Origin of the sequence: Streptomyces sp. NPDC090045, from assembly GCF_044747975.1 — a bacterium.
Lineage (GTDB): Bacteria > Actinomycetota > Actinomycetes > Streptomycetales > Streptomycetaceae > Streptomyces.
Window position 1 is genome coordinate 390,258 of the sequence record NZ_JBIVFA010000006.1, and the last position, 23,028, is coordinate 413,285.

General features: G+C 72.6%; 23 protein-coding genes, 2 tRNA genes and 1 other RNA gene. 11 read left to right on the forward strand and 15 right to left on the reverse strand.

The annotated features are described in order from the left end of the window. Nucleotides 1-186: 186 nt before the first annotated feature. From ACIPYQ_RS19395 to ACIPYQ_RS19430, 8 genes are all read right to left on the reverse strand, one after another. On the reverse strand, nt 187-1,161 hold the full coding sequence (locus ACIPYQ_RS19395; protein ID WP_401252600.1) for an RNA polymerase sigma factor SigF: 975 nt from the start codon (nt 1,159-1,161) through the stop codon (nt 187-189). A gap of 254 nt (nt 1,162-1,415) precedes the next feature. Continuing rightward, complete coding sequence (locus ACIPYQ_RS19400) at nt 1,416-1,577, reverse strand: hypothetical protein (RefSeq protein ID WP_199808029.1); 162 nt, start codon at nt 1,575-1,577, stop codon at nt 1,416-1,418. A 388-nt stretch (nt 1,578-1,965) separates the two neighbouring features. Further along, nucleotides 1,966-2,256, reverse strand: a complete 291-nt coding sequence (locus tag ACIPYQ_RS19405; RefSeq protein ID WP_401252603.1) for a hypothetical protein — start codon at nt 2,254-2,256, stop codon at nt 1,966-1,968. Nucleotides 2,257-2,365: 109 nt separating this feature from the next. Continuing rightward, nucleotides 2,366-2,452 (reverse strand) — tRNA-Ser (locus tag ACIPYQ_RS19410). Nucleotides 2,453-2,511: 59 nt separating this feature from the next. After that, a complete protein-coding gene (gene tadA / locus ACIPYQ_RS19415) occupies nt 2,512-2,991 on the reverse strand; it encodes a tRNA adenosine(34) deaminase TadA (RefSeq protein ID WP_401252606.1) in 480 nt (159 codons plus the stop codon). A gap of 8 nt (nt 2,992-2,999) precedes the next feature. Beyond that, nucleotides 3,000-3,548 carry a hypothetical protein gene (locus ACIPYQ_RS19420; protein WP_361753415.1) on the reverse strand — a complete coding sequence of 183 codons (549 nt, stop codon included), beginning with the start codon at nt 3,546-3,548 and terminating at the stop codon, nt 3,000-3,002. 372 nt (nt 3,549-3,920) lie between these two features. Next, a complete protein-coding gene (locus ACIPYQ_RS19425; protein ID WP_401252609.1) occupies nt 3,921-4,100 on the reverse strand; it encodes a hypothetical protein in 180 nt (59 codons plus the stop codon). 83 nt (nt 4,101-4,183) lie between these two features. Next, nucleotides 4,184-5,128, reverse strand: coding sequence for a universal stress protein (locus tag ACIPYQ_RS19430; RefSeq protein ID WP_401252612.1), 945 nt, complete (start codon nt 5,126-5,128; stop codon nt 4,184-4,186). Between the two features lie 163 nt (nt 5,129-5,291). Here ACIPYQ_RS19430 and upp point away from each other — a divergent pair, with 163 nt between their 5' ends. Beyond that, nucleotides 5,292-5,927: a uracil phosphoribosyltransferase gene (upp, locus tag ACIPYQ_RS19435; RefSeq protein WP_030010426.1), complete on the forward strand. Its 636-nt coding sequence runs from the start codon at nt 5,292-5,294 to the stop codon at nt 5,925-5,927. A gap of 87 nt (nt 5,928-6,014) precedes the next feature. On the opposite strand, the gene ACIPYQ_RS19440 is transcribed toward upp, so the two are convergent. Both ACIPYQ_RS19440 and ACIPYQ_RS19445 read right to left on the reverse strand, forming a co-directional pair. Continuing rightward, entirely contained in the window at nt 6,015-6,686 is a 672-nt protein-coding gene (locus tag ACIPYQ_RS19440) for a LytR C-terminal domain-containing protein (RefSeq protein WP_361753419.1), read from the reverse strand. Between the two features lie 103 nt (nt 6,687-6,789). Beyond that, on the reverse strand, nt 6,790-7,086 hold the full coding sequence (locus tag ACIPYQ_RS19445; protein WP_030010424.1) for a type II toxin-antitoxin system VapB family antitoxin: 297 nt from the start codon (nt 7,084-7,086) through the stop codon (nt 6,790-6,792). 88 nt (nt 7,087-7,174) lie between these two features. On the opposite strand from ACIPYQ_RS19445, the gene ACIPYQ_RS19450 reads away from it, so the two are divergent. Both ACIPYQ_RS19450 and opcA read left to right on the forward strand, forming a co-directional pair. Beyond that, on the forward strand, nt 7,175-8,773 hold the full coding sequence (locus ACIPYQ_RS19450; RefSeq protein WP_401252616.1) for a helicase HerA-like domain-containing protein: 1,599 nt from the start codon (nt 7,175-7,177) through the stop codon (nt 8,771-8,773). Between the two features lie 21 nt (nt 8,774-8,794). Next, a complete protein-coding gene (opcA, locus tag ACIPYQ_RS19455; RefSeq protein ID WP_401252619.1) occupies nt 8,795-9,727 on the forward strand; it encodes a glucose-6-phosphate dehydrogenase assembly protein OpcA in 933 nt (310 codons plus the stop codon). Here the strand turns inward: opcA and ACIPYQ_RS19460 are convergent. Together ACIPYQ_RS19460 and ACIPYQ_RS19465 are read right to left on the reverse strand one after the other, a co-directional pair. Continuing rightward, complete coding sequence (locus ACIPYQ_RS19460; protein ID WP_401252622.1) at nt 9,676-10,149, reverse strand: cupin domain-containing protein; 474 nt, start codon at nt 10,147-10,149, stop codon at nt 9,676-9,678. The genes opcA and ACIPYQ_RS19460 overlap by 52 nt on opposite strands. A gap of 112 nt (nt 10,150-10,261) precedes the next feature. Next, complete coding sequence (locus tag ACIPYQ_RS19465) at nt 10,262-10,864, reverse strand: HhH-GPD-type base excision DNA repair protein (RefSeq protein WP_401252625.1); 603 nt, start codon at nt 10,862-10,864, stop codon at nt 10,262-10,264. 126 nt (nt 10,865-10,990) lie between these two features. Here ACIPYQ_RS19465 and ACIPYQ_RS19470 point away from each other — a divergent pair, with 126 nt between their 5' ends. The 4 genes from ACIPYQ_RS19470 (at nt 10,991) to ACIPYQ_RS19485 (ending at nt 15,881) form a co-directional block, all read left to right on the forward strand. Beyond that, on the forward strand, nt 10,991-11,806 hold the full coding sequence (locus tag ACIPYQ_RS19470) for a VOC family protein (protein WP_361753429.1): 816 nt from the start codon (nt 10,991-10,993) through the stop codon (nt 11,804-11,806). 322 nt (nt 11,807-12,128) lie between these two features. Continuing rightward, a complete protein-coding gene (locus tag ACIPYQ_RS19475) occupies nt 12,129-12,719 on the forward strand; it encodes a hypothetical protein (protein ID WP_362234530.1) in 591 nt (196 codons plus the stop codon). A gap of 127 nt (nt 12,720-12,846) precedes the next feature. Then, nucleotides 12,847-14,250: a serine hydrolase domain-containing protein gene (locus tag ACIPYQ_RS19480; RefSeq protein ID WP_401252629.1), complete on the forward strand. Its 1,404-nt coding sequence runs from the start codon at nt 12,847-12,849 to the stop codon at nt 14,248-14,250. Nucleotides 14,251-14,375: 125 nt separating this feature from the next. Then, nucleotides 14,376-15,881, forward strand: a complete 1,506-nt coding sequence (locus ACIPYQ_RS19485; RefSeq protein WP_401252632.1) for an MFS transporter — start codon at nt 14,376-14,378, stop codon at nt 15,879-15,881. 151 nt (nt 15,882-16,032) lie between these two features. On the opposite strand, the gene ACIPYQ_RS19490 is transcribed toward ACIPYQ_RS19485, so the two are convergent. From ACIPYQ_RS19490 to ACIPYQ_RS19500, 3 genes are all read right to left on the reverse strand, one after another. Beyond that, a complete protein-coding gene (locus tag ACIPYQ_RS19490; RefSeq protein WP_401252635.1) occupies nt 16,033-16,455 on the reverse strand; it encodes a PIN domain nuclease in 423 nt (140 codons plus the stop codon). Next, nucleotides 16,452-16,667 carry a type II toxin-antitoxin system VapB family antitoxin gene (locus ACIPYQ_RS19495; RefSeq protein ID WP_401252638.1) on the reverse strand — a complete coding sequence of 72 codons (216 nt, stop codon included), beginning with the start codon at nt 16,665-16,667 and terminating at the stop codon, nt 16,452-16,454. Before ACIPYQ_RS19495 ends, ACIPYQ_RS19490 begins: the two co-directional genes overlap by 4 nt. Before the next feature lie 175 nt (nt 16,668-16,842). Beyond that, nucleotides 16,843-16,930 (reverse strand) — tRNA-Ser (locus ACIPYQ_RS19500). Between the two features lie 107 nt (nt 16,931-17,037). Here ACIPYQ_RS19500 and ffs point away from each other — a divergent pair. From ffs to ACIPYQ_RS19520, 4 genes are all read left to right on the forward strand, one after another. Then, nucleotides 17,038-17,136, forward strand: an RNA gene (gene ffs, locus ACIPYQ_RS19505) — signal recognition particle sRNA small type. 64 nt (nt 17,137-17,200) lie between these two features. Then, entirely contained in the window at nt 17,201-19,420 is a 2,220-nt protein-coding gene (locus tag ACIPYQ_RS19510; protein WP_401252641.1) for a DNA polymerase III subunit gamma and tau, read from the forward strand. A 60-nt stretch (nt 19,421-19,480) separates the two neighbouring features. Then, entirely contained in the window at nt 19,481-20,734 is a 1,254-nt protein-coding gene (gene purD / locus ACIPYQ_RS19515; protein WP_362235739.1) for a phosphoribosylamine--glycine ligase, read from the forward strand. 288 nt (nt 20,735-21,022) lie between these two features. After that, nucleotides 21,023-22,822 (forward strand): hypothetical protein, encoded by a 1,800-nt coding sequence (locus ACIPYQ_RS19520; protein ID WP_401252645.1) that lies wholly within the window; start codon nt 21,023-21,025, stop codon nt 22,820-22,822. Nucleotides 22,823-23,028 lie beyond the last annotated feature (206 nt).

Consider the following 23,028-nt stretch of genomic DNA (forward strand, 5'->3'; position numbering starts at 1 on the left):
CGGAGGAACGCAGCCTCCACCTGAATACCGGAGGCGGGGCTGCGGCAAACGCGGTTCAAGCAGAATGTCACATGTCGGCAACGCGCTGTAGCGCCATGTCGACATATATCTCCAGCGACAGGAACGGCTGGAGGGCGATCAGCCCGATCTGTCGGGAAACGTGCGGATGATCTCCACTCGTTACGGTTACGCCTCGATCCTGTTTGCGGATCTCAGTCGGGCGAAGCTCCGGGCGAGCAGCCGCGAGACGTGCATCTGGGAGACCCCGAGCTCGGCACTGATCTGGGACTGCGTCAGGTTGTTGTAGTACCGCAGGAGCAGGATCCGCTGTTCGCGCTCGGGCAGTTGTACGAGGAGGTGGCGGACGAGGTCGCGGTGCTCGACCCCGGCCAGCTCCGGGTCCTCGTAGCCGAGGCGGTCCAGCAGCCCGGGCATGCCGTCGCCCTCCTGGGCGGCTTCCAGTGAGGTCGCGTGGTAGCTGCGCCCGGCCTCGATGCAGGACAGCACCTCGTCCTCGGTGATGCGCAGCCGCTCGGCGATCTCCGGGGTGGTCGGGGTGCGCCCGTGGAGCGTGGTGAGGTCCTCGGTGGCGGCGTTGACCTGGACCCACAGCTCGTGGAGGCGGCGCGGCACGTGGACGGTGCGGACGTTGTCGCGGAAGTACCGTTTGATCTCGCCCACGACGGTCGGCATCGCGAAGGTCGGGAACTGCACGCCGCGGTCCGGGTCGAACCGGTCGATGGCGTTGATCAGGCCGATGGTGCCGACCTGGACCACGTCCTCCATCGGCTCGTTGCGGCTGCGGAAGCGGGCGGCCGCGTACCGGACCAGCGGGAGGTTGGCCTCGATGAGGGCCCCGCGCACCCGCGCGTGTTCGACGGTGCCCGGCTCCAGGCCCTTCAGCTGGCCGAAGAGGACCTGGGTGAGGGCCCGGGTGTCCGCGCCCCGGCTCGGGGGTCTCGGCGCGGCCGGAGGCTCTCCGGGAGGCTCCGGGCGGGGTTCCTGGAGCGGTTCCTGGAGGGGCTCGCGAAGCGGCTCCCGAAGCGGCTCCTGAAGGGGCTTCTGGAGCGGCTCGGGGCGGGATTCCGGAGGCGGCTCCTGGCGGGGGTCCTGCCGGGACTCCTGCCGGGACTCCTGCCGGGGCTCTTGCTGGGTCGGCACCTGGGGGTCCTGTCGGGGTGGCACCTGAGGCGCAGTACTGGCCGGCACGGTCACGCCACCCCTTCAGTCAACTCATCCGTCAAAAGCGGTCATAGCATCACAAGAGATGTGCACTGTGTGCAAGCACCGTATAACGCCGTGTTGAGGGCAAGTTGGGCATATCAGGGCAATACGCCCAGCGATGGGTATGCAAAAAGCCCCCCACCCGTCGGAGTGGGGGGCCGGAATTCCGGGAACCGCTTCAGCGTACGGGGTCAGCGCACCAGTTCGGTCATGAACTCGCCGATGCCGGATGCGGCATCCGATATCCCCTGGAAGCCTATTTCCACCATCTCGGCCGCCCTCTTCGGCTGGGTGATGATCACGAAGAGGACGAACACGGTGAGGGCACCCGTGATGAGTTTCCTGGTGTCCACGAGCGGGCGGCCTCCCCAACCGGTCCTTGCAAGTCGGGTGAGTCTAACCGGTCAAGATTGGACACTGACGTGTCCTTTAAGGACCAATGACCCGGCACTCCGGGTCCTTTGCCGCTGGGTGCGGGGTTGCGGCGGGCGCAGGATGGGTGTGAGCCCACCGGTTCTGGCAGGAAACCGGTGGGTGAGGGACAGGGCCTCACTGCGGGGTCCGAGCCGCGAGCTTCCCCCTGATCGCGGCCCGGACCGGCAGGTCCGTCCTCGTCGGGGGAAGTGGCTTTGTCCCCCCGATGCCACTTCCCCCGTCCCACACGTCGAAGGCCCCGACCCCGGTCGGGGCCTTCTGCGCGTCATCCCGCGCCGTTCCGGTGCCTACGGGGCCGGTACGGGGCTATTCGAGACCGCCGGCCAGACCCAGCACGGGCTGCACGGGGTCGATCACGGGGGACAGCTTGTCCGGCAGCTCCATGAGGGCGTTGAGCTGGTTGGCGCCCTGGCTGAGCTTCGACCCGATCTCCTGGACGGAGGTGGGCTGGGCCCCCGCCGGCATCCCGGGGGCGGCCGCCGGCAGGTCCGGGAGGGCGAGGGGGGCGATCGGAGCGGCCGAGGCGGCGGGAGCGGCGAGGCCCGCGGCGGCCCCCGCGAGGGCGATGGCGGCGAGCATGCGCTGGGTCTTGGTCATGCCGTGACAACGGCCGAAGGGGCGGCCGGTCACGGGGCTGTCCGCCGGACGGGAGCGCCAGGAACGCCGAGAGCCCCGACCCTTGCGGGGCGGGGCTCTCGGATCAGAGCGGTAGCGGTGGGATTTGAACCCACGGATAGCTTGCACCATCACACGCTTTCGAGGCGTGCTCCTTCGGCCGCTCGGACACGCTACCGAGAGAGAGCTTAGCCCAAGGTGGCCCGTGCGCCGAAATCCGTATCCGAGGGCCCGCCGTCACAGCTCACGGAAGAAGTCCGTCAGCTGCTGGGCGCACTCCTCGGCGAGGACGCCGCGGACCACTTCGGGGCGGTGGTTGAGCCGGCGGTCCCGTACGAGGTCCCACAGGGACCCGGCCGCGCCCGCCTTCTCGTCGTCCGCGCCGTAGACGACCCGGGCGACGCGCGACTGCACGAGCGCGCCCGCGCACATCACGCACGGCTCCAGGGTCACCACGAGGGTGCACCCCGGAAGCCGCCATTCCCCGAGCGCGGAGGCGGCCCGGCGCAGCGCCACCACCTCGGCGTGCGCCGTGGGGTCGCCGGTCGCCTCGCGTTCGTTGTACCCGGTGGCGAGGATCTTCCCGTCCGGGCCCAGCACGACGGCGCCGACCGGCACATCGCCGGCCGGCACCGCCCGGGCGGCCTCCTGGAGCGCAAGGCGCATGAAAGCCCGCCACGGGTCCCGTACGGGATCGGTGGTGCTCGTGTCGTGCATGCGGATCACTAGCGGACGGCCTCCAGGACCTCGGTGGCGCCGAGGGACTCGGCGATCTCCGAGAGGGCGTCCCCGTCCAGGGTCATCAGTTGTTTGTTGGTCACCCCGAGGTCGTCCAGCAGCCGGGGGTCGCCGAGCGGACCGGCAGGCACCGGCTCCGCTCCGGTCCCGCCCGCCCCGTCCTCGTCGGCGTCCTCGTCCGTGTAGGCGGCGATGGCATCCTCCTCGCCGTCCTCGGTGCCGTCCAGGTCCAGCTCGTCGAGTTCGTCGTCCTCCTCGTCGCTGCCCAGCAGCTCTTTGGTCAGCATCGAGCCGTAGGAGCTGCGGGCGGCCGCGGCGGCGTTCGATACGAAGTACCGCGGGTCCTCCTCGCCGTCCACGCGGACGACGCCGAACCAGGCGTCCTCCTGCTCGATGAGGGCGACCACCGTGTCGTCGTCGACAGCGGCGGAACGGGCGAGATCGATCAGATCACTGAGGGACTCGACGTCGTCGAGTTCCATGTCGCTCGCTTCCCACCCGTCTTCGGTGCGCGCGAGCAGTGCGGCGAAATACACCGTGACTCTCCCACTGGTCTTAGGCGTGCCGGTTGGAGGTCCCCCCGGCCGGAGGTTGGGGCGGAACGGCCGTGTGCTCGCCGCCCGTGCCCCGCCCAATCGGCATCGTGGCAGAAACAGCGGCTTTGCGAGAGGTCTTCGACGCTTGCGTCGTGCCGTGCCGTGCCCCTGCGGGGGGCTTGCGGGGTTGTGGGGCCGGGCCGGCGGGGCCGTGGCGGGGGGTGTGCGGCGGGCGGTACGGCTTGGCCGTGTCGCGGCGTGCCGGGCCTGCGGCCGGCTTCCCGGGGCTCCGCCCCCGACCCCGCGCCTCAAACGCCGGCGGGGCTGAATGGGAGGCCGGCGGGGCTGGATAGGGGCCGGCGAGTGAATCGGCTACCAGCGGAAGGTGCGCATGCGCATTTGTTGGCGCATGCGGGCTGCGCGGGCGCGGCGGGGCTGGACACGGTCGCGCAGGGCGCGGGCTTCCATGAGGTCGCGCAGGAACTGCGCGCGGCGTGCTCGGCGCTGCGCGGGGGTCTCCGGCGCGTCGTCGCTCGGCTGCGTGTCGGGCATCGGCCACCACCCTGGGCTGGTCGGTCGTCCCCCCTGCACCCACCTTCCCCCGGACGGGCCGTTTGATGCCACCCCACCGCAGGTCAGGAGTCGTCCTTGAGGGTCGGGACCACCGCCACCGGGCCCTGCGCGTGCTGCAGCACCGCATGCGCCACCGAGCCCATGAACAGCGACCGGGGGCGGCGTCTCGGGTGGTGCCGGCCGACCACGACGAGGGCCGCCGACGCGGAGGCGGTGACCAGCCGGCCCGCCGGGTCGCCCGGGACCGCGGCCTGCTCGACCCGGACGTCCGGGTAGCGGGTACGGAACGGCGCCAGCCGGGCCGTCTGGGACCGCAGCATCTCCCGCTCGGCCGGTACGGCGTCCCCCTCGTCCGCCAGTCCCTCCGGCGGGATCACCTCGAAGGGGGCGTCGATGATCAGGTTCGGCGCCGGCGGGACGGCGTACGCGGAGACCACCTGGACGGTGGTCCCCCGCGCGGCGGCCTCCGCGAAGGCGAAGGTCAGCACGTCGTCGGGCGTCTCGGCGGCGTGCAGCCCGAGCACCACCCGCCCGGCGGACTCCTGCGCGGCCTCGGAGACCCCGGCGGTCCGCGCCGCGTGCGGGACCACCACCACCGGGCAGGGCGCCGTGGCCGCCACGGCCCGGCTGTTGGAGCCGAGCAGCAGGGTGGCGAAGCCGCCGCGGCCCCGGGAGCCCATCACCAGCACCAGGGCCTCCGCCCCGATCACCCGCAGCGCCTCGGGGACGGAGCCCTCCAGGGCCTCGTACCGGACCCCCTCGGGCAGCTCGGAGCCGCCGCCGAGCAGGGCCCGTACCCAGTCCTTCACGGGGTCGGCGAACTCCTCCGGCTCCGAGGCGTCGTGCAGCGACGACCGGCGGCCCGCATACAACTGGGCGTGGTCGGGAAGAACATGGGCGATCATCAGCCCGGTACCGTGCCGGACGGCTGCGGCCCTCGCCCACTCCAGGGCCTTGAGGCTGTGTTCGGATCCGTCGACGGCTGCGATCACCGGTGCGTTGCTCATCCGTCCAGCGTGCTGGGCGTCCGGGCGGGTCGCATCCGCAGGCCGCTGCGGGCGTGGCCGCCGCTCCGGACGCGAACGGGCCGCGTCACCGCGTAGCCTTTTGGGTGCAGGTCGCGTCGTGCGGCCGTTTTTGCTGGTCGCAGGCTGAGTTTTGGAGGATGTTGTGCGTTTGCAGGTCGTCGATCACCCCTTGGTGGCGCACAAACTCACCACCCTGCGCGACAAGCGCACCGACTCCGCCACCTTCCGGCGGCTCGCCGACGAGCTGGTCACCCTGCTCGCGTACGAGGCCACCCGCGACGTGCGCACCGAGCAGGCCGACATCGAGACGCCGGTCGCCCCGACCACCGGCGTGAAGCTCTCCCACCCGCGTCCGCTGGTCGTGCCGATCCTGCGCGCCGGCCTCGGCATGCTCGACGGCATGGTGCGGCTGCTGCCGACCGCCGAGGTGGGCTTCCTGGGCATGGTCCGCAACGAGGAGACCCTGGAGGCCTCCACGTACGCGACGCGCATGCCGGAGGACCTCTCCGGACGCCAGGTCTACGTCGTCGACCCGATGCTCGCCACCGGCGGCACGCTCGTCGCGGCGATCCAGGAGCTGATCAAGCGCGGCGCCGACGACGTCACGGCCGTGGTGCTGCTCGCGGCGCCCGAGGGCGTCGAGATCATGGAGCGCGAGCTGGCGGGCACGCCGGTGACCGTGGTGACGGCCGCGGTGGACGAGCGGCTCAACGAGCACGGCTACATCGTGCCGGGCCTGGGCGACGCGGGCGACCGGATGTACGGGTCGGCCGAATAGCCGTCCGGCGGCCGGCCGTCCGTCACCGGGCTCCAGCGGGAGAGCGGTGGAGCGGCCGGCCGGTACGCCGGTACGCAGGTCAGGCGTTCAGCATTTGGCGGGCGCGGGCACGGGGTTGGCCAGGACGGCCAGCGCCTTGTCCGCGTCCTCCTTCGTACTGAGCTCCTTGAAGGCGTCGCCCAGGATCAGGTCGATGTCCGCGCTCTCGCGGGTGTCGGTCTGCTGGGTGGTGCCGGCGAGCTGGGTGCCCAGTACGGAGAAGGCGGCCTTGTCCGTGGTGGGGGAGCCCAACAGTATCCCGGTGCCGGGGACCTTCTTGTCGAAGTCGGCCGGGGCGTTGCCGACGTGGCCGATGACGAAGCCGCGTTTGGCCAGTTCGTCGCCGACGGCCTTGGCCAGGCCCGCACGCGGGGTCGCGTTGTAGACGTTGACCGTGATCTCGCCGGGCGGCGGGAGCACGACCGCGGGCTTCGCGGCGGCCGAAGCGGTGGAGGCGGCGGCGGGGCCGCCCTTGGCAGCGCCCTTGGGAGGCGTCGTCGGGCAGTCCTTGGCACCCGCAGCCGTATTCCGCTTGGGGCTGTCGCCGCGGAACACGTCGATGAGCTGCATTGCCCCGTAGCCGACCAGGGCAAGCGCGAGGACCGAGCCGAGGATGGCGAGGACGATCCGAGGACGGCTCCGCTTGCGGCTCATACGGGGGTAGGCGGCTCCCGTGACGCGGTACTTTCCGCCCATGCCGGGGGGAGTGAGCATGCTCATGGGCGCAGCGTAGTGCGGCCCGGTGGCGATGCCTACTAAATGATCTGCTGATAGGTCAATGGTGACCCGAAAGGCGCAATCAGTCGCAATCTACGCGAACACGTCAATCCATCTCGAGGACGCGGGCGTGCAGCACCTGACGCTGCTGCAGGGCGGCGCGCACGGCGCGGTGCAGCCCGTCCTCCAGGTAGAGGTCGCCCCGCCACTTCACGACGTGGGCGAACAGGTCGCCGTAGAAGGTGGAGTCCTCGGCGAGCAGCGTTTCGAGGTCCAGCTGTCCCTTGGTCGTCACGAGCTGGTCGAGCCGGACCGGGCGCGGCGCGACGTCCGCCCACTGCCGGGTGGTTTCCCTGCCGTGGTCGGGGTACGGCCGCCCGCTTCCGATGCGCTTGAAGATCACACGGAAAGCCTACCGGGCCCGTGCCTGCGGGCGCAGCCTCGAAGCGGTGGTGCAAAAGTGACGAACAGTGCTATTTGGGGAGTGATCCATGAGCGAGAGCACCGACCCCGCCGTCCCGGCGGACCGGACGGGCCCGGCCGACAAGATCGCCGCCGGGTACGCGTTCACCGGCCCCGCGCTCGATCTCGGGGCCCTGCTCTGGGACGGCGGCTGCCTGCCCGACCGCCAGATCCGCATCCCGCTGTCGATGCTCAACCGCCACGGACTGGTCGCCGGGGCCACCGGCACGGGCAAGACCAAGACGCTCCAGCTCATCGCCGAGCAGCTGTCGGCGGGCGGCGTTCCCGTCTTCCTCGCGGACGTCAAAGGGGACGTCTCGGGGATCTCGGCGCCCGGCACGGCCGGCCCGAGGATCGACGAACGGGCCCGGGAGGTGGCCCAGAAGTGGGAGCCGGCCGGATACCCCGCCGAGTTCTACTCCCTCGGCGGGATCGGCCCCGGGATCCCGGTCCGCTCCACCGTCACCAGTTTCGGCCCGGTCCTGATGTCGAAGGTGCTCCAGCTCAACCAGACGCAGGAGCAGTCCCTCGGCCTGATCTTCCACTACGCCGACACCAAGGGCCTGGAGCTGATCGACCTCAAGGACCTGCGCGCGGTCGTCGCCTTCCTCGTCTCCGACCAGGGGAAACCCGAACTCAAGGGCATCGGCGGACTGTCCACGGTGACGGCCGGGGTGATCCTGCGGTCCCTGACCGCCTTCGAGCAGCAGGGCGCCGCCGAGTTCTTCGGCGAGCCCGAATTCGACACGGGCGAATTCCTGCGCACCGCCCCGGACGGCCGCGGCCTGGTCTCCGTACTCGAACTCCCGGCGGTCCAGGACAAGCCCCAGCTCTTCTCCACCTTCCTGATGTGGCTGCTGGCCGACCTCTACAACGACCTGCCGGAGGTCGGCGATCTGGAGCAGCCCAAGCTCGTGTTCTTCTTCGACGAGGCGCACCTGCTCTTCAGCGGGGCCTCGAAGGCCTTCCTCGCCTCCATCACCCAGACCGTGCGCCTCATCCGCTCCAAGGGCGTCGGCGTCTTCTTCGTGACGCAGACCCCGAAGGACGTTCCGGCGGACGTGCTCGCCCAGCTCGGCAACCGGGTGCAGCACGCACTGCGCGCCTTCACCCCCGACGACGCCAAGGCGCTGAAGGCGACCGTGAAGACCTTCCCCAACTCCCCTTACGACCTGGAGGAGCTGCTCACCGGGCTGGGAACCGGTGAGGCGGTCGTCACCGTGCTCAGCGAGAACGGCGCCCCGACCCCGGTCGCGGCGACCCGGCTGCGCGCCCCGCAATCGCTGATGGGGCCGGTCGAGCCGGCCGCGCTGGACCGGGCGGTGAAGTCCTCGCTGCTCTGGTCGCGCTATGCGGAGCCGGTCGACCGCGAGTCGGCGTACGAGAAGATCAGCGCCGAGCAGGCCGCCGCGGAGGCGCAGGCGGAGGCCGCGGCGGCCGCCGCCGAGGCCGAAAAACAGGCCAAGGAGGCGGCGAAGGCCACGCGCAGCGCCCCGAAGCCGGATCCCTCCCTGGCCGAGCAGGTGGTGGGGAGCGGACTGTTCCGCTCACTGGCCCGCTCGATCGGCACTCAACTCGGGAGGGAGATCTCCCGCTCGATCTTCGGGACGGCGCGCAAGCGGCGGTGACGCGGTGACAGACTCTGGCCCATGCGGACCGAACTCACCGACACCACGTCCAGCAAGGTCAACCGGGCCCTGCTCGATGCCCGCCGGGCGATAGGCAGCCCGACCATGGGGCTGGTGCTGACCCTTGTCATCGTCACCGACGAGGAGAACGCCTACGACGCCGTACGCGCGGCCTCCGAGGCCTCGCGCGAACACCCCTGCCGCATCATCGCGGTGATCAGGCGGACCTCGCGCGGCCCGCTCAAGCTCCGCGCGAACCGGGTCGACGCCGAGCTGCGGGTCGGCTCGGACGCCGGGACCGGCGAGATCGTGCTGCTGCGCCTGCACGGGGCGCTGACCGAGCACGCCGGCTCGGTCGTCCTGCCGCTGCTCCTGCCGGACGCGCCGGTGGTGGCCTGGTGGCCGGCCGACGCCCCCGTCGACCTGGCGGGCGACCCGTTGGGCGGGCTGGCGCAGCGCCGGATCACGGATGCGGCGGCCGCCTTCGACACGGTCGGCGTGCTCGACGAGCGGGCCGCCGGCTACCAGCCCGGCGACACGGACCTGGCCTGGACCCGCCTCACCCCGTGGCGGTCCCTGCTGGCCGCCGCCCTGGACCAGAAGCCGCTGCCGGTGACCGCCGCGACGGTGGAGAGCGAGCCCGACAACGTGAGCGCGGAGCTGCTGGCGCGCTGGCTGGAGGACCGGCTGGGGGTGCCGGTGTCCCGGGTGGCGAGCGAGGGCCCGGTGATCACCAGGGTCAGTCTGCAGACGACGGGCGGGGAGATCCGGGTGGACCGGCCCGCGGGAGTGCTGGCCACCTTGACCCTGCCGGGGAGCCCGGACCGCAAGGTGGCCCTGAAGATCCGCAGCGGCGCCGAACTGATCGCGGAGGAACTGCGCCGCCTCGACGCGGACGTGGTCTACGGCTCGGCGCTGCGGCGGCGGCCGCTCCAGACGGGGCTCTCCGCGTAGTGGTTGTCGTAGGTCGCCGAGCTGTCCTTGATGTCCTGCACGGTGGCCTCGCCCGCGTTGACCCGGCCGAGGAGCCGGTAGTAGTCGAAGCGGGCCATGCCGGGGGTGAAGCCGACGAAGACACTGGCGGTGTGACCGGCGGCGGGGGCGAAGGCGTGCTTGACGCCCGGCGGGACCGCGATGAAGTCGCCGGCGCCCAGGGTGTGGATCTCGTCGTCGACCAGGATGTCGAGCTGTCCGGCGGTGACGTGGAAGAACTCGGTCGCCTTGGTGTGGAAGTGCACCGGGGCGCCTGCGGCGCCCTCCTCGAAGGTGGCGGTGTTGCAGGTGAGTTCGGGGGTGTCGGTGAGCAGGGTGATGAGGCTGCCAGGGGCGTCCTGGATGGCTTCGGCAGTGGCGGCGCGGGTCGCGATCTCGGTCATGTCCCCCAATTTACGGCCCCCAGGGGGGAATTGGATCTTCCTTTTCCTGGCCGGTCCGCTGGTGCGCGGGGCCCGGCCGGGCCCCTGATCAGGAGCCCGGCCGACAGCCGGATCAGGAGCCGCCGGCGGCCTTCGCGGCCTTGGCGGCGGCCTTCATCTCCTGCTTGTGCGCCCGCACCTTGGCCAGCGACTCCGGGCCCGTGATGTCGGCCGCGGAACGGTAGACGTTCGCCTGGCCGTACCCGCCCGCGGCCTCCCGCCATCCCGCCGGCCGCACGCCGAACCGCTTGCCCAGCAGGGCGAGGAAGATCTGCGCCTTCTGCTCCCCGAAGCCCGGCAGCGCCTTGAGCCGCTTCAGCAGTTCCTGGCCCGTCGCGGCACCGGCCCAGACCGCCTCGGCGCTCCCGCCGTAGTGCTCCACCAGGTACGCGCACAGCTGCTGGATCCGCGTCGCCATCGACCCCGGATACCGGTGCACGGCGGGCTTCTCCGAGAGCAGGGCGGCGAAGGCCTCCGGGTCGTAGGCGGCGATGGCGTGCGCGTCCAGGTCGTCGGCGTCCATCCGCCGGGCGATCGTCCAGGGCCCCGAGAACGCCCACTCCATCGGTACCTGCTGGTCCAGCAGCATCCCGACGAGCGCGGCGAGCGGGCTCCGGCCGAGTAGCGCGTCGGCCTCCGGCTGCTGCGCCAGCCGGATGGTGATGTCCTTGTCCATGGCACCAGCGTCCCGCGTGGCCGCGTTCCCCGCGCGGTCGGCACACCGCGCGCCTAGCGTGAGTACGACAAAAGGCACGAGACAAAAGGTACGAGACGACAGGTACGAGCGAGGAGTCGATCGATCATGCTTGAGTTCTCCGAGGGCGCGCCGTGCTGGGTGGACGCGATGTTCACCGATGTGGAAGGTGCCAAGACCTTCTACGGCGACGTGCTGGGCTGGACCTTCGGTGAAGCCAGCAGCGAGTACGGCAACTACACGCAGGCCTATTCGGACGGCAAGGCCGTGGCGGCCGTCGTGCCGCCGATGCCGGGGGTCGACGCCCCCTCGCAGTGGTGTCTGTACTTCGCCTCTCCCGACGCGGCGGCCACGGCCGGGAAGATCACCTCGGCGGGCGGCGAGGTGCTGATGGGCCCGATGCAGGTGGGCGCCTTCGGCACGATGCTGATCGCGAAGGAGCCGAGCGGTGCCGTCTTCGGCGTCTGGCAGCCGGGCGAACACAAGGGCTTCGAGAAGATGGGCGAGGCCGGCTCGTACGCCTGGGCGGAGGTCTTCACCCGGGAGCCGGAGAAGCCGGACGCGTTCCTCCCGCAGGTCTTCCCGTACGGCGCCCAGCAGATGGACGCGGGCGACGACCCCGAGATGGCGAACATGGACTTCAAGGTCTTCAGCGTCGGCGGCGGAGCCGGGAACCCGGTGCTCGGCCGGATGAAGATGGACGACGACTTCCCGCCGGACCTTCCGCCGTACATCCAGATCTACTTCGGGGTCCCGAACTGCGACGAGGCGGTCGAGAAGACGAAGAAGCACGGCGGAAAGCTGCACTTCGGCCCGATGGACAGCCCGTTCGGCCGCTTCGCCGCGGTCACCGACCCGCAGGGCGCCGCCTTCGCGGTCATCGACATGTCGACCACGGTCGGGGAGATGCCCTCCTTCGGCTGAGCCGAGGCCGGGTGCCGGCGCGGGTGCGGGAACGGCGGCGGGTCGCGCAGGGCGCGGCCCGCCGGACCGTGCCGCCGCACGACCCGGCAGACTTCGCCCCCAAGACGTACGTTCGAGCGGTGCGGGGGCGGAATTCATGAGACGTGCAACGGTCGTGGCGGCGGCGGGATGCGGGCTGGCGATGCTGGCAGCGGTCTCGTGCACGCCGCCCCCGGCGCCGCCGTTGGCGCCGAAGGCACTGCCCTCACCTGCGTCTTCGCCGATGCTCGCCCCCTCGCCGGCGCCCTCGTCGCCCGGGACGCCGTCGCCGTCGTCGTCACCCGTGACGCCTTCGCCCGCGCCGTCGACGCCCGAGGCGCCCTCGACGTCCGGGCCGGCCGCGGCGGTTGGGGAGGGGAAGGTCATACCCGCCGACACCCCGCTGCTGGAGGCGGTCCGCCGGCACCCCGAAGCCGGGTCCCAGAGCGACGACTCGATCATCGTGATCCACCGTGAGCCCGCGATCGGCGCGGGCGAGTTCGCCTGGATGCCGGACGACCGCACCTACTGCCTGGCCGTGGTCCGTGAGGGGCGGGCGGACCTCACCTGCAAGCCGCTGCCCACGTTCTGGGCGCGGCTCGGGATCCGGCTGGTGACCAAGGGCGGGCCGTACCCCGGCGGGACCGGCACCCGTACGGTCTACTTCGCCGTCGTGGACGGCGGTCACGGCCCGTACCACTACACCGGATCCGCGACGCCGGTCCCCGACGCCGGGCCGGTCCGCGACGCCACGGCCGTCTTCGCCTCGGGCCGGACGCTGAGCCTGCTGACGTACGAGCGCCCCACCGCGGATGTCCCGCCGCGCGGCGGCCCCGACATCTGCAGCAGGGACACCGCCGTCTGCTTCCCGGCGCTCGACGCCTACGTCGGCTAGCCGAAGGCGCCCGCCGGCACCCGCTTCTCCTCCTCCGCCACCACTGTCAGCGGGCTGTCAGCCCGGTGTCAGGCGGTGCGGACATCGTCCTCTCCATCGAGACCGGCGACACCGAGGAGAGACCACCATGAGCAGCACCGAGAACGCGAACACGCAGGCCGCACTGTCCGAGTTCGTCGCGGCGAAGGCCGCGGAGTTCGGGATTCCGGGCGCGGCCGTCGGCGTACGGATCGACGGCCGGGAGTTCTACGCCTGCCACGGCGTCACCAGCGTGGCGCATCCGCTGCCCGTGGACGAGCGGACGCTGTTCGTCCTGGGCTCGGTCACCAAGGCCCACACGGCGACGGCCCTGATGCGCCTGGTCGCGGAGGGCAGGGTCGAGCTGGAGGCGCCGGTGCGCCGGTACGTGCCCGAGCTCGTGCTCGCCGACGAGCGGGTGGCGGCGGAGATCACCGTGATGCAGCTGCTCAACCACACCGCCGGGCTGGACTGGAACCTCGTCACCGACACCGGTGAGGGGGACGACGCCCTGGAGGGCTTCGTGGCGGAGCTGGCCGCGCTGCCGCTGATCGGGGAGCCGGGCGCGCGGGCCTCGTACAGCCAGGCCGGCTTCAACGTGGTCGGGCGGATCATCGAGAACGCCACCGGGCTGACCTACGAGCAGGCGCTCACCCGGCTCGTGCTCCAGCCGATGGGACTGTCGGACAGCCTCTTCTTCGCCGGTGACGTCGTCACCCGGCGGTTCGCCGTGGGCCACAACCCGGACGAGGACGGTACGCCGGCGGTCGCCGGGATGTGGAAGGGGAAGCGCTGCGACAACCCGGGCGGCGGCCTCGTGTCCTCGGTCGCCGACCAGCTGCGCGCGGCGCGGTTCCACCTCGGCGACGGCCTCGGGGAGGGCGGCGAGCGGATCCTGCCGGCGGAGCTGCTCGCGCGGATGCAGGAGCCCTCGGTCGAGCTGCGGGGCAGCACGCTCGGCGACGCCTTCGGCATCGGCTGGTTCCTGCGCGATGTGGACGGCGTGCGCACCGTGGGGCACGGCGGATCGGTCGACGGCCAGTTCTCCGAGCTGCTGATCGCGCCCGGGCGCGACTTCGCGGTGGTCTCGCTGGCCAACCACGCGTACGGATACCTCTTCAACCAGGCGGTGGCCCGGTGGGCCCTGGAGCACTGCCTCGGCGTGGTCGACCGGGACCCGGAGCCGCTGCCGTACGACCCGGCGCGCGCCCCGGAGCTGGCCGGGAGGTACGACAACGACGCCATGACGCTCGTGATCGCCGCGGACGGGGAGGGTCTGACGCTGGCGGTCGCCATCAAGCCGGAGATCCGCGCGGCCTCGGACAGCGAGATGCCCGCGGACTATCCGGCGGAGTCCATGGGCCTGCTGCCGGGCGAGGGCGACGAGTACATCGTCACCAGCGGCGGTCTGAAGGGCCAGCGCGGGTTCTTCACCCGCGACGCGGGCGGCGCGGTCGTCGGCATCGACCTGGCCGGCCGGTTCTTCGGACGGGTCCCGGCCGCCTCCATGTGATCCGGCCAAGGGCCGACGGGTGGGGCAGGACTACCACTTGCGAACACTGTACGCATCGGCGTACGTTGTTCTCACGCAAGCGAACGCTGTACGCAGCGAAGCGAGGAAAAGGGGAAGGGATCACCATGGACGAGGCTCGCAATCCGCGACGCTGGCTCATCCTGATCGTGCTCTGCCTCAGCACCCTGGTGCTGGTCGTCGACAACATGGTGCTGACCGTGTCGATCCCGCCGATCGCGGAGGACCTCGGCGCCGGCGCCGAGGCCATCCAGTGGATCATCGAGTCGTACATCCTGGTCTTCGCCGGACTGCTGCTCACGGCGGGCAGCCTGTCCGACCGGTTCGGCCGCCGCCGTGTGATGATCATCGGACTGGCCCTCTTCGGAGTCGCCTCGCTCCTCGCGGCCTACGCCGACTCCCCCGCCCAGCTCATCGCCGGCCGCGTGGTGATGGGCATCGGCGGCGCCCTGGTGATGCCGAGCACCCTCTCGATCCTGATCACCGTCTTCGACGAGGAGGAGCGCCGCAAGGCCATCTCCGCCTGGGGCGCGGTGGCCGTGCTCGGCCTCGTCGGCGGCCCGGGGCTGGGCGGCGTCCTCATCGCCCACTTCTGGTGGGGCGCGGTCTTCCTGATGAACGTGCCGATCGCCCTGCTCGCCATCGCCGCCGCGCTGATCCTGATGCCGGAGTCCAAGGGCCCCTGGCGCAAGCCCGACTTCGCCGGCATGGCCCTGTCCGTCACCGGTATGACCGCCCTGATCTGGACGATCATCGCCCTCCCGAAGGACGGCCTCACCGCCGCCTCCACCCTCACCACGCTGGGCATCGCCGTGGCGGCCCTGACCGGCTTCGCCGTCCACGAGGTCCGCACCGACTCCCCGATGGTCCCGCTGGCCCTCTTCCGCGACCGGATGTTCAGCGGCGCCAGCTTCTCCCTCGTCCTGCTGACCTTCGCCAACGGCGGCCTGATGCTGGTCCTGACCCAGTACCTGCAGTTCGTCGGCGGCTACACCCCGACCGAGACCGGGCTGGCCTTCACCCCGCTGGCCGTCGCCACGCTCCTCTTCAACGGCCTCGGCGCCACCCTCGGACAGAAGATCGGCAACCGCGTCATGACCGCCGTCGGCCTGGCGGTCATCGCCTCCGGCTTCGGCGTCCTGTCCACCCTGGAGGCGGGCGACGGCTTCGGGCCCCTGGCCACCGCCATGGTCCTGATGGGCATCGGCAGCGGGCTGGCCATGCCGGCCGCCACCGCCGCCCTCATGGGCGCCGTCCCCGAGGAGCACGCCGGCGTCGGCTCCGCCCTCAACGACACCGTCCAGCAGGCCGGGGCCGCCCTGGGCGTGGCCGTCCTGGGAGCCGTGCTCTCCACCACCTACGCCGCCGGGATGCCCGGCTCGGCCCCGGCCGCCGCCCGCCACTCCGTCGCCGCGGCGCTGACCGACCCGGCCCTGGCGGCCGCCGCCCGCGAAGCCTTCACCTCGGCGATGGCTGCGACCTTCACGGCAGCGGCGGCCGGAGTCCTGGCCGCGGCCGCCCTGGCCCTGATCCTGATGCGCGACCGGCCCCGGACCGAAGCCCCCGAGACGCACCCCGAAGCCCTCGAACCGGCGCAGCCCGTCGCGCACTGACGGAGTGCGGGGAGGCGGAACGCAGCAGCGGGGGAAGCCGGCCGACGGCTTCCCCCGCTGCTGCGTTCCCCGCGTACGCGTGCCTTGCGGCCGCCGGTCGCCGGTCGCCGCCGGCGGCGTCAGCGGCCCGACCCGGGGCGGGGCGCCGTGCTCACTTGCCGGCCTCCGGGCCGTACCACTGCATGGCCTGGCCCGTGACGGCGGCGATGCATGCGAAGTCGTGGTCACGGTGCAGGAGGGTCAGCCCCTGCAGCTCCGCGGCGGCGGCCACGACGAGGTCGACCGCGCCCGCACTGCGGTGTTGCCCGCGCTGGGTCAGCAACTCCTGGACCTGCCAGGCGCGGTCGTACGCCCGATCGTCGACAGGTACCCAGCCGAACACCGACCGCATGTCCTCGATGCCCCGCGCGCGGTCCGCGGCGGAGCGTGCGCTGTAGAAGAACTCCAGCTCGGTGATCGGGCAGGTCGCGATGAGCCCGGCCGCCGCTGCCTGGTCCCAGCCGTACTGTTCGGCGTCGCCCCGCAGGAACCGCGCGAGTGCGCTGGTGTCGATCAGGAACTGCGCTGCGCTCACCGCCGGTAGTTCCTCTTGTCCTCGAAGAGGTCCAGATCGAATCCGCCTTCTTCGGCGACAGCCCGCAGTCGGGTGAGCGCGAGCGCGCGTCGACGGTTCTCCAACACCTCACGCAGGGCGGTGTTGACCGTCTCCTTCTTGGTGCTCGTCCCGAGCGCCTGTGCCACGGCGGCCAGCAGTTCGTCGTCGAGGTCGATCACGGTCCGACTCATCCGGACACCTCCTCTGATATCAAGTCGCGTACTGAGTATATCTCGCCTGATGTCCATCGGTGGGGTGAGAAGTCGGTGGACTGTCGAAGCGAGGTGCGAGGCCGCCCGGATCCCGGGAACGCAGAAGGCCCCGGCCGGTTTCCCGGTCGGGGCCTTCAAGTGCCCGGTGAGGCACTGGCGGAGGATACGAGATTCGAACTCGTGAGGGGTTGCCCCCAACACGCTTTCCAAGCGTGCGCCCTAGGCCACTAGGCGAATCCTCCGCCGCAAACAATACAAGACGTTGAGGGGTGCTCGCGAACGTGATCGTCGGCGGGAGAGCTGGTCGGGGTCCGGCTCGATTCCGGGGGCCTTCATCCGCTAGGGTGGGGCCAGCCCCTCACGTGGCGCTATCTCACCCAACTCCCCCAGGGCCGGAAGGCAGCAAGGGTAAGTGGGCTCTGGCGGGTGCGTGGGGGGCGCTTTGCGTTCCCGGGGGCCTTCGTGGCGCCGGCGGGCCGCTGTTGTCGGTGGGCCCGGATAACCTCGTAGACGTGTCGTCCCTTGCGCTGTACCGCCGCTACCGCCCCGAGTCGTTCGCCGAGGTCATCGGGCAGGAGCATGTCACTGCCCCGCTGATGCAGGCCCTGCGGAACAACCGGGTCAATCACGCGTACCTGTTCAGCGGGCCGCGCGGGTGTGGAAAGACCACCAGCGCGCGCATCCTCGCCCGGTGCCTGAACTGTGAGCAGGGTCCCACTCCGACCCCCTGCGGGGAGTGCCAGTCCTGCCGGGACCTCGCCAGGAACGGGCCGGGGTCCCTCGACGTCATCGAGATCGACGCCGCCTCGCACGGTGGTGTGGACGACGCCCGTGACCTGCGCGAGAAGGCCTTCTTCGGCCCGGCCTCCAGCCGCTACAAGATCTACATCATCGACGAGGCCCACATGGTCACCCCGCAGGGCTTCAACGCCCTGCTGAAGGTGGTCGAGGAGCCGCCGGAGCACCTCAAGTTCATCTTCGCCACCACCGAGCCGGAGAAGGTGATCGGGACCATCCGGTCCCGGACGCACCACTACCCCTTCCGGCTGGTGCCGCCCGGCACCCTGCGGGACTACCTGGGCGAGGTCTGCGGGCGGGAGGGCGCCACGGTCGAGGAGGGCGTGCTGCCGCTCGTCGTGCGCGCCGGCGCCGGGTCCGTGCGTGACTCGATGTCCGTCATGGACCAGCTGCTCGCCGGTGCGGGTGATGCCGGTGTGACGTACGCCATGGCGACCTCCCTGCTCGGCTACACCGAGGGGTCCCTGATCGACTCCGTCATCGACGCCTTCGCCGCCGGGGACGGGGCCGCCGCCTTCGAGGTCGTCGGCCGGGTGGTCGAGGGCGGGAACGACCCGCGCCGGTTCGTCACCGACCTGCTGGAGCGGCTGCGCGACCTCGTGATCCTGGCCGCCGTGCCCGAGGCCGCGGAGAAGGGGCTGATCGACGCCCCCGCCGATGTCGTGGAGCGGATGCAGGCCCAGGCCTCCGTGTTCGGGGCCGCCGAGCTGTCCCGCGCCGCCGATCTGGTCAACAGCGGGCTCACCGAGATGCGCGGCGCGACCTCGCCACGGCTGCAGCTGGAGCTGATCTGCGCCCGCGTGCTGCTGCCCGCCGCCTTCGACGACGAGCGGTCCTTCCAGGCCCGGCTCGACCGGCTGGAGCGCAGCGGGGCCGCCGCCTTCGCGGCCGCGCCCGCCATGGGTTACGTACCCGGGCCCGAGGCGCACGCCATGGCGCCCGCCGGCCCCGGCGGGGGCGGGGCCGCCGCGCGCGCCGCCGCTGCCGCCGTCCAGCCGGCCGCGCAGGTGCCGGCTCCCGCGCCGGTACGGGCTCCCGCGCAGCCGGAGGCTCCGGTGCAGGCCGCGCCGGCCGCCCAGGCGCCCGCCGCCCAGGCCCCCGCAGCCCAGGCCCCCGCCGCCCCCGCGCCCGGGGCATGGCCCGGAGCCGCACAGCCCGGCAGCGGCGCCCCCGGTGCCTGGCCCGGAGCCGCGGCCCCGGCGACCCCCGCGGCGCCGGCCGCTCCCGTGGCTCCGGCCGCCGGTGCCTGGCCCAGCGCGGCCGCCCCCGGCCAGGGCGCGCCCGCGCCCGTCGCCCCGGCCCCGGTCTCCGCTCCGGCCGCTGCCGCGGCTCCCGCCCCCGCGCCCTCTCCCGGCATGGCCGCCGGCGCGGGGCAGGTCCAGGCGATGTGGCCCGGCGTCCTGGAGGCCGTGAAGAACCGCCGCCGCTTCACCTGGATCCTGCTCAGCCAGAACGCGCAGGTCACCGGCTTCGACGGCACCACCCTCCAGCTCGGGTTCCCCAATGCCGGAGCCCGCGACAACTTCGCCAGCAGCGGCAGTGAGGACGTGCTCAAGGCGGTCCTGGCCGAGCAGTTCCAGGTGAACTGGAAGATCGACGCCGTGGTCGGCGGCGGAGGCCCGGCCCCCATGGCCCAGACCTCCTCCTACGCCGCCCCGCCGGCGCCCGCCTACAGCCCGCCGCCCCCGGCGCAGCAGGCCGCCCCGGCGGCCCCCGCGCCCCAGTACCCGCAGCAGCAGCCGCCCCAGCAGCCGCCCCAGCAGTCGGCTCCCGCCCCGCAGCCCCCCGTACAGCAGGCGCCCCCGCCGGTCGCCCCCGAGGACGACTTCGCCGAGGAGGACGATCCCGACCTCGTGGAGAGCGCCCTGACCGGACACGACCTGATCGTGCGCGAGCTGGGAGCCACCGTTGTGGAGGAATACACGAACGAGTAGCGCCTGCCGATTGGGTGGCCGCACGAAACGCGCCACTCCGGCCGGGCTACCCTGGGCGGCGTGAAGGTCCTCGTCATCGGCGGCGGCGCCCGCGAACATGCCCTGTGCCGCTCTCTGTCCCTCGACCCCGACGTCTCCGCGCTGTACTGCGCTCCCGGCAACGCCGGCATCGCCGAGGTGGCCGAGCTCCGCCCGGTCGACGCCCTCGACGGCGATGCCGTCGCCGCCCTCGCCACCGAACTCGGCGCCGGCCTGGTCGTCGTCGGTCCGGAGGCCCCGCTGGTCGCCGGGGTCGCCGACGCCGTGCGCGCCGCCGGCATCCCCGTCTTCGGCCCGTCCGCCGAGGCGGCGCAGCTCGAAGGCTCCAAGGCCTTCGCCAAGGACGTGATGGCGGCGGCCGGGGTCCCGACCGCCCGCAGCTACGTCTGCACCACCCCGGAAGAGGTGGACGCGGCCCTCGACGCCTTCGGTGCCCCGTACGTCGTCAAGGACGACGGTCTCGCCGCCGGCAAGGGCGTCGTGGTCACCGAGGACCTGGCCGCCGCCCGCGCCCACGCGCTCGGCTGCGACCGCGTGGTCATCGAGGAGTACCTCGACGGCCCCGAGGTCTCCCTCTTCGCCATCACCGACGGCGTCACCGTGGTCCCGCTCCAGCCCGCGCAGGACTTCAAGCGCGCCCTGGACGGCGACCAGGGCCCGAACACCGGCGGCATGGGCGCCTACTCCCCGCTGCCCTGGGCCGACCCGAAGCTGGTCGACGAGGTCATGGAGCTGGTGCTCCAGCCCACCGTCGACGAGCTCCGCCGCCGCGGCACCCCCTTCTCCGGGCTGCTCTACGCCGGCCTCGCGATCACCGGCCGCGGCACCCGGGTCATCGAGTTCAACGCCCGCTTCGGCGACCCCGAGACCCAGGTGGTCCTGGCCCGGCTGCGCACCCCGCTCGCGAGCGTGCTGCTGAACGCCGCCAACGGCACCCTGGACAGCGAGCCCCCGCTCGTCTGGCGCGAGGACGCGGCCGTCACCGTGGTCATCGCCTCGCACAACTACCCCGAGACCCCCCGCACCGGGGACCCGATCGAGGGCCTGGCCGAGGTGGCCGCCGAGGACGGGCCCGACGCGTACGTGCTGCACGCCGGGACCCGGCGCGACGGCGACGCGGTCGTCAGCGCGGGCGGCCGCGTGCTGTCGGTGACGGCGACCGGTTCCGATCTGGCACAGGCCCGCGAGAAGGCGTATAAGGCGGTGGCGCGCATCCGGCTGGACGGATCGCAGCACCGTACGGACATCGCGGCGAAGGCCGCCGGGCACGGCTGACCGGCGGCTCCGCAGACCCGCGGGCCCGGTGCGCAGATCCTGCGCCCGGGCCCGCGGGCGTGTCCGCGTACGAGTGCATCCGGCCGCGTTCGAACGCAGCCACCTTTGCCCAAAGCCATTCCATCGGGTGATCGTCACCTTGTCTGCCTGACGACCGGGCGTGCCCCAACTAGGGTGCGATGCCAAGCATTCCGGCACTTGGCCCACCGGCATTGCGATGTCAGTGGCGGGTGTCACAGTGGGGGAGTGAGCAACGTCGCCGCAGGGCAGAGGGGGTGAGGTCCGGCCGTGTCCGGAACCGGTTCGATCTTGGAAGCGGGCGTGCCGTCCGCACGTTCCCGCGCTCTCGCCGTGCTGCGCGTGCGCAGCAGGGCGCTGGCCGTCGGGCTGCTGCCCGCCGCCCTCGCGGTGGTGCTGGTCGCCGCCCGGATGACGGGCCGGCTGGCCGGTGAGCCCTGGCCCGTGGTGACCCTCGCCGTGTGCCTGGTCGCGGCCGTGGTGCTGCTCGTCGGCGGGATCTTCGCCGCCGTGGTGCTGCGGGCGAGCCCCGCCGTGACGCCGACGGTGCCGCTGTCGGAGGCCGCCGCGCCCGATCTCTACCGACTGGTGCGGGACCTGGCCGACCGGATGGACGTGCCGGCACCCTCCGCGATAGCCCTCACGCCGGACTGCGACAGCTGGCTGGAGGACCGCGCCCACGCGGCCCACCGCCGCAGCGCCATATCCGCCGGTCCGGAGTCCGAGCAGGGTGCGGCCCCCGTGCTGGTGATCGGTTCGCCGTTCCTGTGGTGGATGCGGGTCGCGGAGCTACGGGCGGTCCTCGCGCCGGTCGTCGCCGGTACGGGCCCTTCCGCCCACCCGGACATAGCCGACGCGCGCGGCTTCGTACGGGGCCTGGACGCGGCCGTGGACGTGGGCAGCCGGCGCGGCCTCGGCTGGATCGCCGCCCCGGCCCGGCTGCTGCTGCGGCTGTGCCGGACGGACGCCACCGAGATGGAGCGCGGGGTGGCCGCGGCCGCCTCGGAGCGTGCACAGGGTGTGGACTACGGGCTGCGCATCGTCGCCCAGGAGCAGGTCGGCCTCGCCTACGCGGGCTGGGACCGGCTGCTGACCCGGGTCGCGCTGCCCGCTTGGCGGATGGGCCGCTGGCCCGCGCACCTCGACGCCGGGGTGGTCTCCGCGCTGACCGAGCTCTCCCGGCGGGACCGGCTGGCCGAGGGGTTCACCTCGCGGCTCGGCGAGCGCCCCGCCTGTGACCTGCTGGAGCAGCCCGGGGTGGTGGACGAGGCGACCTCGCTGCTGGCCGCGCGCCTCTTCCACGGCGGTCCGGCCGAGCCCGGGCCGGACTGGTCCCCGGTGGACTGGACGGCCTATCCGGAGGAGGTCGTGGACCGCAAGTGGCGTACGGAGGCGGCCCGGCTGCACGCGGCGCTGGACGCCTTGGCCGTCCCGGCGGGTCTGCCCGCCGGCCCGGCCGCACCGGACGCCTCCACCGGGCCTGCCGGGCCCACCGGACCCGGAGCCCTGCCCGGTTCGTCAACGGCCGCGGCCTCCTCGGGCCCGTCCGGGGCGACCGGACCGGCCGGAGCCGCGGCGGCGGGACCGGCCACGATCGAGGCCACCGGTACCGCCCCGCCCACCGCGGACGGCTTCGCCGGCCCCACGCTGGAGCGGGTGCTGGGCTACCTCACGGACCCCGCGGGCGAGGGCTCGGCCGGGGAGGCCCTGGCCGGCCGGCTCAGCGGGGACCTGGCCCGCGAGGAGCGGCCCGCCGGTCCGGCCGGCGGGGCCGGGAAGGCGCGCGGCGCGGACGCCGTGCCGCTGTTCCCGCTCCAGCCGCCGCGCAGCGGCCGGGACCTGCTGGCCGACCACGTGACGGCGATGGTGTGCTGTGCGGCCGTGGACTCGGCCGGGGCCGCACCGGGGCTGGACTGGCTCGACGGGCCGGTCCTGCTGGTCGGCGGCGACCGCCGCTCCGACCTGGCCCCGCGCGTGCTGTGCCTGGTCGAGGACGGGAACCCGGACCCCCTGCGGGACTGGCTCGCGGACCTCGGCGTCCGCCCGGAGAAGCCCGTCCGCCTGGTCTGAGCCGAGCCGGGACCGTATCCCGGCCGAGCGGCCCGGACCGCGCCCCCGGAGGGCTACCACTCGCACGCACAAGCGGATGTAAATGTTCCGATCCCGCCAATTCGCGACGAACGGTGACGGACTGAGTGCGTTATGTGATGTGCTGGGACCGGTCGCGGCGGGATGTCCTGAACCGGGATGTCCGAGAACAGCCGTCTCAGCAGAGC